At 44.2% G+C, this 14890-nt stretch carries 14 protein-coding genes; 4 read left to right on the top strand and 10 right to left on the bottom strand.

Translation table 11 applies throughout. The annotated features are described in order from the left end of the window. The first annotated feature begins 313 nt into the window (after positions 1-313). Positions 314-2578: a TonB-dependent receptor gene (locus tag FLAVO9R_RS15935; protein ID WP_159532897.1), complete on the top strand. Its 2265-nt coding sequence runs from the start codon at positions 314-316 to the stop codon at positions 2576-2578. Positions 2579-2904: 326 nt separating this feature from the next. Here FLAVO9R_RS15935 and FLAVO9R_RS15930 read toward each other — a convergent pair whose 3' ends face one another. The 6 genes from FLAVO9R_RS15930 to FLAVO9R_RS15905 form a co-directional block, all read right to left on the bottom strand. After that, positions 2905-3282, bottom strand: coding sequence for a hypothetical protein (locus FLAVO9R_RS15930; protein WP_159532895.1), 378 nt, complete (start codon positions 3280-3282; stop codon positions 2905-2907). Positions 3283-3396: 114 nt separating this feature from the next. Next, positions 3397-4752 (bottom strand): MFS transporter, encoded by a 1356-nt coding sequence (locus tag FLAVO9R_RS15925; protein WP_159534675.1) that lies wholly within the window; start codon positions 4750-4752, stop codon positions 3397-3399. Between the two features lie 43 nt (positions 4753-4795). Next, positions 4796-5377: a BON domain-containing protein gene (locus tag FLAVO9R_RS15920; protein ID WP_159532893.1), complete on the bottom strand. Its 582-nt coding sequence runs from the start codon at positions 5375-5377 to the stop codon at positions 4796-4798. Between the two features lie 13 nt (positions 5378-5390). Then, positions 5391-5987 (bottom strand): phosphoheptose isomerase, encoded by a 597-nt coding sequence (locus FLAVO9R_RS15915; protein ID WP_013782861.1) that lies wholly within the window; start codon positions 5985-5987, stop codon positions 5391-5393. Between the two features lie 197 nt (positions 5988-6184). Next, positions 6185-6526: a YraN family protein gene (locus FLAVO9R_RS15910; protein ID WP_159532892.1), complete on the bottom strand. Its 342-nt coding sequence runs from the start codon at positions 6524-6526 to the stop codon at positions 6185-6187. 6 nt (positions 6527-6532) lie between these two features. Then, positions 6533-8485: a penicillin-binding protein activator gene (locus FLAVO9R_RS15905; protein ID WP_232370679.1), complete on the bottom strand. Its 1953-nt coding sequence runs from the start codon at positions 8483-8485 to the stop codon at positions 6533-6535. A gap of 139 nt (positions 8486-8624) precedes the next feature. On the opposite strand from FLAVO9R_RS15905, the gene rsmI reads away from it, so the two are divergent. Together rsmI and FLAVO9R_RS15895 are read left to right on the top strand one after the other, a co-directional pair. After that, complete coding sequence (rsmI, locus tag FLAVO9R_RS15900) at positions 8625-9485, top strand: 16S rRNA (cytidine(1402)-2'-O)-methyltransferase (RefSeq protein ID WP_159532890.1); 861 nt, start codon at positions 8625-8627, stop codon at positions 9483-9485. Positions 9486-9598: 113 nt separating this feature from the next. Further along, positions 9599-9862: a hypothetical protein gene (locus tag FLAVO9R_RS15895; RefSeq protein WP_159532888.1), complete on the top strand. Its 264-nt coding sequence runs from the start codon at positions 9599-9601 to the stop codon at positions 9860-9862. 107 nt (positions 9863-9969) lie between these two features. On the opposite strand, the gene nspC is transcribed toward FLAVO9R_RS15895, so the two are convergent. The 4 genes from nspC to FLAVO9R_RS15875 form a co-directional block, all read right to left on the bottom strand. Further along, positions 9970-11100, bottom strand: a complete 1131-nt coding sequence (nspC, locus tag FLAVO9R_RS15890) for a carboxynorspermidine decarboxylase (RefSeq protein ID WP_159532886.1) — start codon at positions 11098-11100, stop codon at positions 9970-9972. Positions 11101-11129: 29 nt separating this feature from the next. Continuing rightward, complete coding sequence (locus FLAVO9R_RS15885; protein ID WP_159532884.1) at positions 11130-12332, bottom strand: saccharopine dehydrogenase family protein; 1203 nt, start codon at positions 12330-12332, stop codon at positions 11130-11132. A 150-nt stretch (positions 12333-12482) separates the two neighbouring features. Beyond that, entirely contained in the window at positions 12483-12893 is a 411-nt protein-coding gene (locus FLAVO9R_RS15880; protein ID WP_013782868.1) for a hypothetical protein, read from the bottom strand. 136 nt (positions 12894-13029) lie between these two features. After that, positions 13030-13998, bottom strand: coding sequence for a 1-aminocyclopropane-1-carboxylate deaminase/D-cysteine desulfhydrase (locus FLAVO9R_RS15875; RefSeq protein WP_232370732.1), 969 nt, complete (start codon positions 13996-13998; stop codon positions 13030-13032). 158 nt (positions 13999-14156) lie between these two features. On the opposite strand from FLAVO9R_RS15875, the gene FLAVO9R_RS15870 reads away from it, so the two are divergent. Next, positions 14157-14708, top strand: a complete 552-nt coding sequence (locus tag FLAVO9R_RS15870; RefSeq protein ID WP_232363175.1) for a chalcone isomerase family protein — start codon at positions 14157-14159, stop codon at positions 14706-14708. The last annotated feature ends 182 nt before the right edge of the window (positions 14709-14890 follow it).

Here is a 14890-nt window from a genome sequence, read left to right as displayed (position 1 = left end):
TTTTAAAGTCTCAATTTAATAAAAGTGCAATATTTCGCTATGCAAGTTAAAAAGAAGTCAGTATGATATTTCTCCAGTCTTCATGCCAATACTCCAACCGTGAGTAGATGGGGGCTGGTAGGGTAGAGAAAGTGACAGTATAACCAGTAGGATACCGCCACTTTCATTAGGATATCCATAAATCAGCTAAATGTTACTTGTCGTAACACCCTCTATTTTGTGAGTCTATTGGTTTTAAAGTTCCATAGAGAACTTGAAGCAGCCTAAAAACAATAAATTTTCGACACTAAACACTCTCGCAAAGGGGTTACACATGATCACCAATACTGACGTGTCTAAGACACTAGTTAGTAGACTTTCGCCTGTCGCTTTGGCAGTAGCGTTAACCGTACCTGCCATTTCTCATTCGGCATTTGCTCAAGAGGCTGAAGCAACTGAAGAACAAATGTACGAAGCGATTACCGTTACAGCAACCAAGCGCCCTCAAGTTATCTATGAAGTACCAATTGCAATTAGTGCATTTGACGGTGATATGCTGGCTGAACAAGGCATTACTGATTTAACGGATGTTGGTAAGTTTGTTCCAAACTTAAACGTAACGGGCTTCTCAGCGGGTCACACTTCTTCTGTAAACCCTTTTATTCGTGGTATTGGTCTTCAAGATCACCTTATCACTACTGATCCAGGCGTAAGCGTCTATGTAGATGGCGTGTATTTAGGCCGCCAAGTGGGTCAAAACTGGAGCTTGAATAACATCGAGCGTATTGAGGTGCTTCGTGGTCCTCAAGGTACGCTATACGGTCGTAACTCTATTGGTGGTGCAATTAACATCATTACCAAAGAGCCAGATCAAGGCGATGTGACTAAAGTGAATGCAGAGTTCGGTACTCGCGGTCGTGTTAAGACTGACTTGTTCGTGAACCATGCATTATCTGACACCCTAGCATTTAACATGAACCTTGCTTATAACACCCGTGATGGTTTGGGCGAGTTCATTAACGTACCTAATGCAGAATATGATGTTGGCGAAACAGAAGATATTTCTGGTCGTATCTCGGTAAAATATGAGCCGTCTGATGATTTCCGTATGGTACTAACCGCTGATGCCAACAATGGTGACGGTGGTTTACGCCCTTACACAGTGCTTATTGATGAAATGCCAGAAGGGCGTTTTTATGCAGGTACGAACAGCCTAGGTCTTGAGCTTAGAAATAGTGATGTAACCCCAGAAGGGTATGACATTTACGATAACGCTACAGGCACACCAGAAGTGACCAGCGTATCGAATGAAGCCCGTGGTGTGTCTCTAACTACCGAATGGGATATTAACGACGATTACACTGCTAAAGTCGTTGCTAGCCGCCGTACCTCTAAGTACAAAGCGGGTTTGGATGATGATGGCACTATCTATTCATTAGACCAATATCCAGAACGCGGTGAAGCAGACCAAACGTCAATTGAAGTTCAATTAAATGGTTATATCAACGAGTACACTGACTTTGTTGCTGGCCTTTATTACTTCAATGAAGAAGGTAGTAACCGCCAAGGTAGCGATTCAAGTTTTGATGGTGGCGGTAACACGCTTCAACTTGATCAAGAAACTACCAGTAAAGCGGTGTACTTAAACCTTCGTCATGACTTAACTGACGAGCTTAGTGTATCTGGTGGTATTCGTTACACTGAAGATGAAAAAGACGCATCTGCTAATGTTTTTGACGCCCTTGGCACCATTTTCGATTCAAACGAATGGGACGAAGTGACGTGGGAATTGGCGACTAACTATACCTTTGAAAATGGCATGACAGGTTATGCCACTATTCAAAATGGTTATCAGTCAGGTCAATATCCTGCTCGTCCATACTGCCTAATTGGCGAGTTCTTTGGCGCGGGTGGCTTCGATGATTTAGACGGCGCAGTAGCAGCAGTTAATGCAAGCAACTGCTTTGTTGCTTCTGATAACATTACCGCAGTGAACTACGAAGTGGGTGTTAAAGGTCGCGTTAATGAATACTTCGACGTAAGTGTTGCAGTATTTAACACTGAGTTTGAAGACCTACCGTACCAAGTTAGCCGTGTAAGTGAAGGCGGTTTTGATACAGCAAACTTAGTGGTTGAACAAACTTCTCGCGGTATCGAGCTAGATACTACCTTAAACGTAGGAAACTTCAGCATGTTGACCAGTATTGGTTATATGGACGTTGAAGTAGATGAGCAAGATGGATTTAATCCTGTTGCACCATTAACGCCTGATTTAACGTTTGCGGTTGGCCCGTCATATACTTTCGACCTTGAAGGTGGCGATAAAATTCGCGCTCGTATCGACTATTCATACCGCGCAGATATGTACGGTGAGCCTAGCTCAGAGCCTGCTCGTATGACGGAAATTGAAAGCCGTGAATTAGTTAACTTTGATGTGGCATATACGCCAGCTGATGAGGCTTACACGGTGGCACTATATGGCCGCAATATTTTTGATGAGCGTTATGACAATGCTCGCTTAAACACTGGCGATTATATTCTGCAAGTATTAAGCAATGACGCTAGCGAATTTGGCGTACGTTTCTCAACTGAGTTTTAATTAACGAATTGAGTAAGCTAAAAAGATAAACGCTACATGTGAAATAGGTGTAGCGGATATATAAAAAAGGCTGGTTTATAACCAGCCTTTTTGTTTGATAAATAAAAGTGCGTAAGCAGTGATGAAAGTATGTAATACGCGGAAAGATTTGGTTAGTCACAAAGGTAAGCAAAGTTACATGACATTTGTCATGAATAAGTTGTGGGTTCGGCCTGATAGGTTTGTATCGTTGAATATCTGGCATGAGCAAAAGCGTGGCATTTTAATTTTCTAGCTGAAATAAATCTCAGGCCTTAAGAGGAGTTACATCAATAGAATTATAAGGCTTAAAGAAAATTAACAACTGAAGATTTTAACTTTTCGTTATCTTGAGCTACTAGCCTTAAAGCTTTTAGTCCGTATGTTTTTGCCAGCGTCATTTCTTCACGTTGCTTATAACCTTTGGCTAAATTGAAATTAACCCATGCAGAGTCGGGGTATAATGCAGCGTTGTATTCTAATAGCTTCAGACCTTTCTCGGAAGATTTAACACCATTGGTCATATAGTCGGCAGCGTAGTCGATTGCCCCCATGCGCGGTTTAACTTCTTGGTAAAGATCGGTTGATAGCTTTTCATAGTGTTCAGAAATTGCTTCAGGCCCTCTCTCCATTACATCAAAAGGTAAAACCCAGTACCTATAAAGTTCGTTAGTTGCATTTACCAATTGAACTCAAGGTACGCAGCGGCCTGTCAGACAAAGTTAAGTCAGTTGCTGACATATCGAATTAAACCGAAAGTCATTCGCTTTATCTGAACAGTAGCACTTGCCTGTGCTACTTCAGCTTACCTGCTTTTTAAGTCGCTTTTTCAAAACTGAGTCGCCATCAGTTTTTGATAACATTATGCTGTCGGTAATACTAAGCAGCGCAACTACTGCCATCATCGCCATAGCAATTTTGAAGTTGATAAGCGACGGGTCGCTACTTGAATTACCCACCATCAGTGAAGCAACGGCCAGCATAAGCGCAGAAATGGTGATCCCCATGCCACGGTTCATTTGCATGAGTATTGCACCCAGTGTATTGGCATCGCGCATTTTATCTTTTGGCACATCAGCAAAGGCGATAGTGTTTAGTAAGGTTAAATGCATCGACCTATTCACACCGCTAACAAATAAGATAACCGCAATCACAACCGATGAACTTTGTTGAGTAACTAGCGATAGCGCCACAAAACCCAGTGAGATCATAATGCCATTTGCAATAAGCACTCGCTTAAAGCCAAAGGTGTTCATTATCCAGGTAGTCGCGGGTTTAATGGCAATATTACCTACAAATAGCCATAGCAATAATGTACCTGCTTCCACCGGCGAGTAACCCATTCCCAATTGCAGCATAAGCGGCACCAAAAATGGCGCACTGCCTAACGCTATACGTACCACCGAGCCGCCGTACATCGACAATCGAAAGGTTCGATACTGTATAGCTTCAAAAGAAAACAGAGGTTTTTTTGCACGGCGAATATGAAATACCGCAGCTATCAATAATAACAGCCCAAATACGGTTACCACGCTGCCCAATAGGGTAGAAGTATTGTGACCCGCAAATAATTCTATACCGGCCATAAAAGAGGCAAAGCCAATACCGGTTAGTAGAAAGCCTACTACATCAAACTTACCCACATTCGCGGTGAAGTTCTCAAGCAAATAGGCGGAAGCAATAAGCGCGAATATACCTAATGGCACGTTCATAAAGAATATCCATTGCCAGCTCAAGTGGGTGGCAATCCAACCCCCTAATACAGGGCCAAGAATAGGGGCACTTAACGCCGGCCACGTGATAATAGCAACGGTTTTAACTAGCTTTTCTTTGGGTAAGTCTCGCAGCACCACTAAACGGCCTACGGGCACCATTAAGGCGCCGCCAATGCCCTGCATAATCCGAGATAAGGTAAAGCTAGTTAGGTTAGTGCTAATTCCACATAATATTGATGCCACCACAAAAATGATAATGGCGGCCATGAAGACATTACGGGCACCGAATTTGTCGGCCACATAACCACTTAGCGGAATAAAAAAGGTAACGGCAACAAGGTAGGCAGATACGCCAATAGAAAGCTGAGTTGCTGGCACGCCAAAATCAGCGGCAATAACGGGAAGCGCGGTGGTGATCACCGTGGCATCCAGAATTTCCATAAACAAGGCCCCAGCAACAAGCAGGGCCGTTGCGGTATCGCGACTAAATGATCTCAAATGCGCGCACTACGCGGGCTACGCCCGTTATGTTCCTTGCAATATCTACAGCAGCATTAGCTTCTGCATTGGTTAATCGGCCCATTAAGAACACTTCAGAATCTTGCACTACCACGCTAACTTGTAAAGCTGGCACGCGTTCATCGGCCACTATCTTGGTGCGGACTTTTGATGCAAGCCAAATGTCGTTAGCTTGAGTTCCTGCGCCAATAGGCTCGCCAATGCGAATTTGATTGTGAATTTTCTTTAGGTAATCGACTTCCTGAGCCCGTCTAACCGCTTCATCAATTAACGCTTGCGTGGGGGCTTGTCCGGTAAGCAAAGCAATGCCGTTATACATATCGACTTGTAGATTGGTTTGCTCTTTTAGTGCTTCACTTTTTGACCATTGATAAGCCACAGAGCGACCTGCGTTTTGGTCATCAAGTTGAGTACCAACGGTACGTCTGTCGTTCGCCACTTTTGCAGCCATTGCACCCGCGGCGCCAACCGCCACCACGCAGCCCTGTAATTGCATCACAAAAAGCAGTGATACAAGAGTAATAGTTAACGTTTTAACTCGTTTCATAAATGGATAAACGTTATTCGTCTCCAAGGTCGGCTGGGAATAAGCTGTCATCAATGCATTCACATAAGTTGTGAATAACCAACAAGTGAACTTCCTGAATACGGGCAGTGCGGTTAGAAGGCACACGTACTTCAACATCGTGCTCGCTTAAGAAACCTGCCATTTCACCACCGTCTTTACCGGTTAAGGCTACAATGGTCATATCGCGAGACAAGGCAGCTTCCATGGCGGCAATTACATTTCGTGAGTTACCACTGGTTGATATAGCAAACAAAATATCGCCAGACTGACCTAACGCACGAACTTGTTTGGCAAAAATTTCATCGTAGCTATAGTCGTTAGCGATGGAAGTAATAGTAGAAGTATCAGTACTTAACGCAATCGCTGGAAGGCTAGGGCGATCGCGTTCATAGCGGTTAAGCATTTCAGAAGAAAAGTGCTGTGCATCACCCGCCGAACCACCGTTACCGCAGCTAAGAATCTTGTTGCCGCGAATTAGCGCCTCAACCATCATCATGGCTGCTTTTTCAATTGATTCAGGCAAAATTTCAGATGCAGCAATTTTGGTTTGAATACTTTCAGTAAAGTTCGCTTTAATTTGTTCAATCATACTTCTTTTCTCTGCATTTCAGGATATCAAGCAATTACTACTTTGAATGTACAATGCACATCAGTATGTAGGAGGTAGGGCAGGCTGTAGCAAACCCTCTGCCGCATGGATGCGGCAGCGGAGCGCCCATGGATGGGTTCACCGCGAGTTTGCGTAAGCCTGCCCTACCTCCTGCAATGCCTGACGTGCTGCGCTTTTTATCCAATATTTTTAAGCCACTGAAGGTCGCTTCCGTCAATGGCGATAACGTCTATGCGTAATGGGGTAGACGCGGGATTAAGGTTATTATCTAACAAATAGAACGCAAACGCAGCCTGAATTCGTTGAAGTTTCTTCATTGTGACAAATTCGGCGGCCTGACCATACTGTGACTTTTTGCGAAATTTCACTTCTACACAAACAATGGTGTCACCATCTTGCATAACAATATCAAGTTCACCACGTTTGGTTCGGTAGTTACGACAACGTAATGTAAGCCCTTGTTCCTCTAAATAGGTAACGGCCTTGTTTTCTGCTGCATTCCCTTGCAATACGGACAATGTAGTTTACTCCATTAGCATTTGCACGCGCTCGTTACGAATAACGGCTTGAGGTAAGTTTCGTTCTACTTCACTGTTTTTATTCAGCGTAAGTGTACCGGTTAACCCGTCGAATGTTATGTACGACAGGGTGTTTAGCATCCCTAATTGAGGAAGTAATTCGTAAGCATCTACACCGAAGGCGAACAGTCTATTTTGCAACGTACTGCGGTTGGGCCACGTTTGCTTAGTTTCTTGAGCAAGTTGTTGCCATTTATGGTTTGGCATCATCCACGGCATGTCGATAAAGCGTACGTTTTGCAAATCACGCCACTGGTTCTTGCCGCTGTTGTAGTCCATTGAACGAGAGGTCGCGTAAACAGGCACTTGTTTTCCATCGTACGGATTTAAGCTAGCTTCAATAATGGGGTTAAGAAGTTCGGTATCTTGTGGCGACGCGAACGCAACAATGGCATCAATGTCTCGTCTGCTGCGGGGCATGTTGTAAACTTCTTCGTTCGTCATGTATTCAATTTGGTTAATACGCTGATTACTTTGCGCTACATCTAAGGCTTGGGTAATGCCCTCTCTTAGTGACTCGCTATCATTGAACGTCACTGAGGTGATGTTAGCCTTGCGGGCTTGGGCTTCATGTTCGTGCAACGTGTTCCAGCGCGCTTTAAATGCATCGTTCATACGTTGGTACAAGTTACTCTGTGCTGCAATAACAATAGGGGCTCTAAAGCCTTTGCTATAAATAAACTCTGCAAGCTGATTGGCTTCATCTTCCGGCGCAAGGGCGAAATAATTGACCGCTGGTGCCATGGAGGAAGGTATCTCAGATTCATAGCTAACAGAATCAGAGTGTACTGACGTTGAGTTGTCTAAAATTGTCGGCATTTCATCTGGGCGGTTTAACGCCAACATGTTCACGCCGGGCGGTAACGCGGGTATTAATTGTTCAACGGTTTCTTTTAGTAGTGGGCCGACTATAAATTTAGCGTCGCCAATAGCGGCGACCATGGTTTGTGTATCAGCGTTGGTAGTATCAACAAACCGAATGGCAGGCATACTATTTGGGTTGCTGCTTTGTTGAAGCTGTTGATAATAACCCGCCATAATGCCGTCTTTCACCGCTTCACCAGTAGCCGCAAGCCTTCCGCTCAGCGGCAATAGAACAACAAGTTCGCGAATTTGAGGGGCGGTTAGCGCCTGTGCTAATGCAACATCTTTGGGTAAATGCTTTGCCAACATATGGCCTGCATAAACCTGTTGATATTGCGTAATTGACCGATTCAACTGCTGCGGGTTTCGCACATTTTCAATGGTTAATTGACGAAGGGCAAAGAAGGGCTGCAACTTAGGGTATTGGTTTTCACTTTGCTTGAGCCTATCGGCAGGTATTTGGTTTAATAGCGACCACACCTTAGCGACTTTCTGTTCGTCTTCTAGCTCGGTAGACAAAACGCTATTGGCCGCCTTAGCCCACAAACCTTGCTTGGCATAAAGGTCTGCTTGTAGCGCCGCAAGTTTGGCAACAAGGGCAGGGCTAGTATTTACATCTTCCAGCATTGCAGTAAGTTGCGCTGGCGATGAAGAAGGGTCGTTCTGATATGCCATCGCAACATGTATGGCGTAGCTATCTTGCAACGAGGTAGCTACACCGTCTTGTTTCATTTCAAATAAGATTTGCTGCGCTAAAATGGTATCGTCTTGAGCGATATAAAGGCCTACGGCATCTAGTAGTAACGTGTCTCGCTTCACTTTGTCTCGGGTTTGAAGCCATACTTTTTTAGCTTCTACCAGCTTGTGTTCTGGCGTGATATGCTTCTCTACTGGCGCTTCTACCGGCTCAGTATTGATAATCTTCGGTGCCGAGGTGGGTTCAGGTGTGCTCCCGCAGCCTGCTAAAAATAGCATGCTGGTGGCTGTCGCCATTGCAAAGGTAATGCGCTTTGTAAAATGTCCAATGTGACCCACAGTCTGTTTCCTTTCACTTCGTTTAACGGCAAGTAGCGGCAAGTTTATCCTAACCACGATGAAAATCTACGTTTGCCGGCGTAAACTAGCCCAATGGCGTGGTACACTTTCTTTATTATTCGTTATTTTTATTGTTTATATGACCAATTTCGCCACCTTGTATATCGTTCCTACACCTATCGGCAACCTTGATGATATTAGCGCCCGCGCTATCGAGGTACTAAAACAGGTTAACTGGATTGCTGCGGAAGATACACGACACAGCTCCCGGTTATTACAGCACTTCAGTATTTCTACACGTACCTTATCGCTGCATGATCATAATGAAGATAAACGTACCGCAATGCTGGTTCAGCGCTTAAAAGACGGCGAATCTGTAGCGTTAATCAGTGATGCGGGCACGCCATTAATTAGCGACCCTGGTTTTGTATTTGTTAGGCGCTGCCGGGAAGAATGTATTCCTGTTACCGCATTGCCAGGCCCATGTGCCGCTATTACCGCGCTAAGTGCTTCAGGGCTGCCAACAGACCGATTTATTTTTGAAGGCTTTTTACCGGTAAAAACACAAGCTAAAGACAACCAACTTGCTGCACTAAAAGAGCGTACTTGCACGAGCGTATTTTACGAAGCCCCACGCCGTATTTTAGCCACAATGAATGACATTGCCCGTGTGCTAGGAGACAGGCACATTGTGGTCGCCAAAGAGCTTAGCAAGACCTTTGAAACCTATGTGAGTGGTACGCCAGGTGATGTTATTGATTATTTAGAAGCCGATGCAGCCCATCAAAAAGGTGAGTTCGTGGTGATGGTGTCGCCAGCCCAAGTGAATTTATCTGAAATATCGACTGAAGCCATGTCGCTTTTAACCACGTTATGTGATCACATGCCGCTAAAAAAAGCTGCAGCTGTTGTGGCTGATCACTATGACTTGAAAAAGAATGCCTTGTACCAAGCAGGACTAGAAGCAAAAGGTGCGAAAGAAGTGAAAGAGACTGATTGATCTCAGACCTATGGATTAAGGGTACCTATCTAAACAATATAGTTAACACGGGATAGGCTTAGCGCACTTTGCACTCTTGCTTATCACGTTAAGTATAAGGTTGGAGGATAGTTATGAGTCAGCAAGTTTTGAAAATTGAGATGCCAGAGGGCAAATGGGTCGTCGATATTTTTGATAAATCCGGCGATTCTGGTGAATACGATTTAATTCACCCTAACACGCAGGTGAAGTTAGCCTTAGCCGATGAAATGCATGGATTTCGGTATAATCTTACAGGCCCTGAAGGTACGCCATTTGCTATTTATCTTGATGATACGGTTATCGCGGAAGGCACGGTAGATAAAAGCCAGAATCTTAACGGTACTGGCATTTTATAGAATAGGTTTTTATCCACTACGCTGTATTCAAACGTCATAAATAAAAATGCCCGCTGCGTTAACGCTAGCGGGCATTTATTTTTTAGTTAAAAGGCGCTATCTACTGCTTACGACAAGCGGCCTTTAAAGTCCTCGTAAGTGAATTGGCGAACAATTTCGAACTCCCCGTTTTTACGCAAAATACCAATGGCAGGGTGTTCAACGCCGTTGAAGAATGACGTTTTCACCATGGTGTAGTGCATCATGTCTTCAAACTGAACCCGATCGCCGGCTTTTAATGGCGCATCGAAGGAATAGGTATCAATCACATCGCCCGCTAAGCAGGAGTTTCCACCTAAGCGATAGTTGTAGGCTTTCTCGCCAGGTAACGACGCATTTAAAATCGTCGGCCGATAAGGCATTTCAAGTACATCAGGCATGTGCGCCGTGGCTGAAATATCTAAAATGGCAATATCGCCATCGTTGTTTACCACGTCCACGACCTCTGCAATGAGCGGCCCTGTTTGCCACGCGACTGCAGAGCCAGGCTCTAAGATAACGTCTAAATGCGGGTAACGCTGTTTAAAATCGCTAAGGGTTTTAATCAGGTGGTCAACATCATAACCTTGGCTAGTCATCAAGTGGCCGCCACCTAAGTTTAACCACTTTAACTGACCTAAATAATCGCCAAAGCGTTCCTCTATTGCTTTAAGCGTACGTTCGGTAGCGAATGAGTCACACTCACACAAGTTATGGCAATGGAAGCCGTCGATGCCCGATAAATCTACGCCTTCTAGTTCACTTACTCGAAGCCCCAATCGCGACCCCGGCGCTGCGGGGTCGTAAAGCGGGGTATCTGCTTCTTGATGCTCTGGATTAATACGCAACCCCAAAGACACGCCCGCAAGCGCATCTTTGCTCGCTTGCCATTGTGACAGACTATTGAACGACAAGTGATTCACCAGCGTCGCCAGCTCTTCTATATCCGCCTTTTTATACGCAGGAGAGTAGGCATGGACTTCTTTACCCATTTCAGCGGCTAATTTGGCTTCCCATACCGAACTTGCGGTTGCGCCATGTAAATATGGTTTAATGATGTCGAAGCTCGACCACATTGAAAACCCTTTCAAAGCCAGAATGATTCTAACACCTGACTCGTCTTGTACACGCTTCATCAACTCAAGGTTTCGGATGAGTTTTTCCTCTTCCAGCACATAGCAAGGAGAAGGGATATCTGTTCGTTGCGTTAAGTCTGCCAACCTTTATTTGCTCCAGTTACAGTGTTCTGTTACTTAGTGAATGGGCTGCTATCACACTCAAGTACATGCCAAGGAAGGCCGTGCTCGTTTAGCATATCCATGAATGGGTCTGGATCAAATTGTTCCATGTTCCAAACACCGTTTTCTTTCCAAGTGCCGTTTAGCATTAGCGCAGCCCCAATCATGGCTGGAACACCTGTAGTGTAAGACACCGCTTGTGCACCCACTTCATCGTTACACTTAGCATGTTCACAGTTGTTGTAGATGAAAATGGTTTTTTCTTTACCATCTTTCACGCCAGTAATGTAAGTACCGATACAGGTCATGCCGGTATAGCCTTCAGCTAGTGAACCTGGGTTAGGTAATACAGCCTTCAAGAACTCTAAAGGCACCACTTTTTGGCCTTGGAATTCAACTGGTTCAATGCTGGTCATGCCTACGCCTTCTAAAACACGAAGGTGTGTGAGGTATTCATCACCAAAGGTCATCCAAAAACGCGCACGTTTTAGGGTAGGGAAGTGCTTAACCAAAGATTCCAATTCTTCATGGAACATCAAGTATGACGCGCGCACACCAATATTTTGGTAATCTAAATCTTCACGCACGCTGAGTGGATCGGTTTCTTTCCACTCGCCATTTTCCCAGAAACGACCACGTTGAGTAATTTCACGAATATTGATTTCAGGGTTGAAGTTGGTTGCAAACGCTTGACCATGATCACCACCATTACAATCAACAATATCCAAATAGTGAATTTCGTCGAAATAGTGCTTAGCAGCGTAAGCGGTGTACACGTTGGTTACACCTGGATCGAAACCACTGCCTAACAACGCCATAATGCCAGCGTCTTTAAATTTCTGCTGGTAAGCCCACTGCCAAGAGTATTCGAATTTTGCTTCGTCTTTTGGTTCGTAGTTTGCGGTATCAAGGTAGTCGGTGTTAGTGGCTAAACACGCGTCCATAATAGGCAAATCTTGATACGGTAATGCAAGGTTAATTACTAAGTCAGGCTTAACATCATTAATAAGCGCTTCTACTTCTTTGGCGTTATCGGCATCAAGGGCGAATACGCCTTTAACGCGGTCTGCACCCACTTCTTGTTGCAATGCTTCACACTTAGACACAGTGCGGCTGGCAAGAAAAATTTCGTCAAAGTGCTGAGGTAAACGTGCACACTTTTTTACGGTTACTGAGGCAACGCCGCCAGCACCAATAATTAAAACGCGAGACATAATAATTAATCCCTAAATAAGCTAATGAATTTTGGGCTGAATGCTAGCAGACGATACCAAATTGGCAAGCAAAGACAGCATAGGTTCGACAAAAAATAGTCATCGTTAACACAAGGAAAACGAATAAGCGTAATTTATACGCGATAACGCCTATTCTGGCATTGTATTGATGGGAGGGGAAACCACAATTTTGTCGCCCACTCGATAATAAGGATAGAGTAAAAGTTTTTCCTCGTCATTGGGGCAAGCAGCACTGATGGCGATAGCATCCAAGCGGGTGTGCTTTTGCGTTTCAACCGTCGCGGCATAAACGAGAATACTGTAACTTTCAGAGTCTGTAGTAGTGTCGATGATTCGCCACTGCAAACACTCTATAAGTTGACTTTCATCGATACGATAATGGGTTTCTTCGCTAAACAAACAACCGACTTTGCCATTTTCATAGATAGCCGCGAAGGGATAGAAGACGGAACTGGTAGAAAGTACCAGTTCGCATAACTTGAGCGCCCTAGAAACCAATATATTTAAAGGGGGAGGTAAGCTACTTGTTCCTTTTATCACGGTGCATCTCCTAACGATTATTGCGTTTGAACGAAAGCTATGAGTAACGCGAAGCTAGATACAACCAGGCTGTGCTTGTAGAAAATATTCCCCACAACCTCGATATTAGGTTAAACGAATGTGTAGGTCTATAAGATCAAGGGATTTTATTTTTTCTGGCGCCCTGAATTCCACCAGTATGAACAATAATAAGTGTTTGTCCTTTTTTAAATGCCCCTTTTTCACATGCATTGGTCGAGAGATTCGTTGAAGCAAAATTTGCTAGCAAGTGCTTAAGTGCCCAAAACATTTTTCCAGAGTAAACCCCTTCAATTTCAAAAGGCATTGTTTGATTGAAGTTTTCACAGAATGCCTTCAAGTACGGGGGGATTTTCCCGTATCCGCCACAGTGAAAATCATGATTGATGCTGAATTGGCTTTTTGAGCAAGCACTAAGGGCTGATGTATGAGTGGGTGTAGAAGTATGAGCAAGATTAAAAGCAAGCCCCGGCTCAAGAAACTTTTCTACGAGTCCTTCTAGATATCCTTCTCCTTTTAATACGCCAATGCCAATAGCGTGTTGGTGGGGTGATAATGCAGAGGTTAACCCTGCCAAGGTCGTGCCACTGGCAACAGGAGCAATAATACGGTCGAAAGGGATATCTATTTCGTTTACGACTTCTTGCACGCCTTTTAGCGCCGCCATTTGGCTGCCACCTTCAGGAATAATCAACGCATCGGGAAACTGAGTTCGTAGGCTCGCTAAATAAGTAGGCTCATCCCTTTGCTGATAGGTTTTTTTATTTACGTAGTGAACTTGAGCGCCCCATTTCACTAAATCCTGAATCATTGGGCTGGGGTGTTTTGTGTAGTCGCCGCGAATAATAGCGTGAAAAGGCACATTTAGCTGATGACATAAATAACCCAAAGCATGCAGATGGTTGGAAAACCCACCGCCAAAACTGACTACTGAGGAAGGTAGCTGGGTGTTCAAATCCGAGCGGAAACCCGCCTGCGAATTTAAAGCCATTTCTTGGTGCGTCAAAAGAGCAAACGCGTACTTTAATTTACGCCATTTGTTGCCTGAAATGACGGGATGTATTTTATCGTCCCGCTTAACAAACATTGATACATGTTCAGCACCCTCCCAGTCTGGCGCAAAGGGCTCTAGTGGCGAGGGTAAACATAGGGCATCAGCAAAACTTTCAAAATTCAAAACAAGCTATTCAAATGATCAATGTGGCAATTCCAACAGTATAACTAGAAGATAGATAAAGAAGGTACATGTATATGTTTCAACGTCGTTATTCCACTTTAAAGCTCGTCATCGTATTGGGAATATCACTTGTGGTTTTGTCGAAAAATGTGCTGGCGCAAAGCGTGCCTGATTATGTCACCAAACAAGTGCCCGAGGCGCAAGTTGTGGGTAATGCAATGTTTACGTATATGTTTTGGGACGTGTACGACGCTACGCTCTATGCGCCGAAGGGACAGTGGCAGTCTGACGCTCCTTTTGCATTAAAGCTTGATTATCAAAGAAGTCTAGACGGTAAAAAGATAGCACAGCGTTCAGTAGATGAAATGCGTAAGCAAGGTATTAGCGACGAAGCAATGTTAAGTGAATGGCGAGACAAAATGGCGGCGCTTTTCCCCGATGTTGAAGACGGTGACGTGATTACTGGTGTGGCTACCTCAGACCAAGCCAGTGAGTTTTATATCAATGGTGAGCTAGCTGGGACTATTGAAGACACAAACTTTACACAGTCTTTTTTCGACATTTGGCTGTCAGAAAAAACCTCTGAACCCAAATTACGTAAGGCCTTGTTACAAAAATAATAAGTCCATGCTTTATTAATTATGGGCAGCGATTCTAAGCGCGTTAAAAAGCTTATCAAATAAGCCCAAGAATAAAGACTATAAACAAAAATATTAGTTAAAAATATCAGCTTAAAGCATCAACCTATATAAACAAAAAGCGCACAGCAAGCGCAGTGAACGGCATTCATTTGGCGAAATAT

It is taken from the genome of Alteromonas sp. 38 (assembly GCF_902506055.1).
Lineage (GTDB): Bacteria > Pseudomonadota > Gammaproteobacteria > Enterobacterales > Alteromonadaceae > Alteromonas > Alteromonas lipotrueae.
This window is presented reverse-complemented; position numbering and strand designations above follow the sequence as displayed.

What these genes read in the sequence shown, in the direction of transcription:
- FLAVO9R_RS15925 (WP_159534675.1), bottom strand. Translation starts at nt 4,752, where the DNA reads ATGGAAATTCTGGATGCCACGGTGATCACCACCGCGCTTCCCGTTATT.
- FLAVO9R_RS15885 (WP_159532884.1), bottom strand. Translation starts at nt 12,332, where the DNA reads ATGTCTCGCGTTTTAATTATTGGTGCTGGCGGCGTTGCCTCAGTAACC.
- FLAVO9R_RS15875 (WP_232370732.1), bottom strand. Translation starts at nt 13,998, where the DNA reads ATGTTTGTTAAGCGGGACGATAAAATACATCCCGTCATTTCAGGCAAC.
- FLAVO9R_RS15870 (WP_232363175.1), top strand. Translation starts at nt 14,157, where the DNA reads ATGTATATGTTTCAACGTCGTTATTCCACTTTAAAGCTCGTCATCGTA.
- FLAVO9R_RS15915 (WP_013782861.1), bottom strand. Translation starts at nt 5,987, where the DNA reads ATGATTGAACAAATTAAAGCGAACTTTACTGAAAGTATTCAAACCAAA.
- FLAVO9R_RS15920 (WP_159532893.1), bottom strand. Translation starts at nt 5,377, where the DNA reads ATGAAACGAGTTAAAACGTTAACTATTACTCTTGTATCACTGCTTTTT.
- rsmI (WP_159532890.1), top strand. Translation starts at nt 8,625, where the DNA reads ATGACCAATTTCGCCACCTTGTATATCGTTCCTACACCTATCGGCAAC.
- FLAVO9R_RS15895 (WP_159532888.1), top strand. Translation starts at nt 9,599, where the DNA reads ATGAGTCAGCAAGTTTTGAAAATTGAGATGCCAGAGGGCAAATGGGTC.
- FLAVO9R_RS15935 (WP_159532897.1), top strand. Translation starts at nt 314, where the DNA reads ATGATCACCAATACTGACGTGTCTAAGACACTAGTTAGTAGACTTTCG.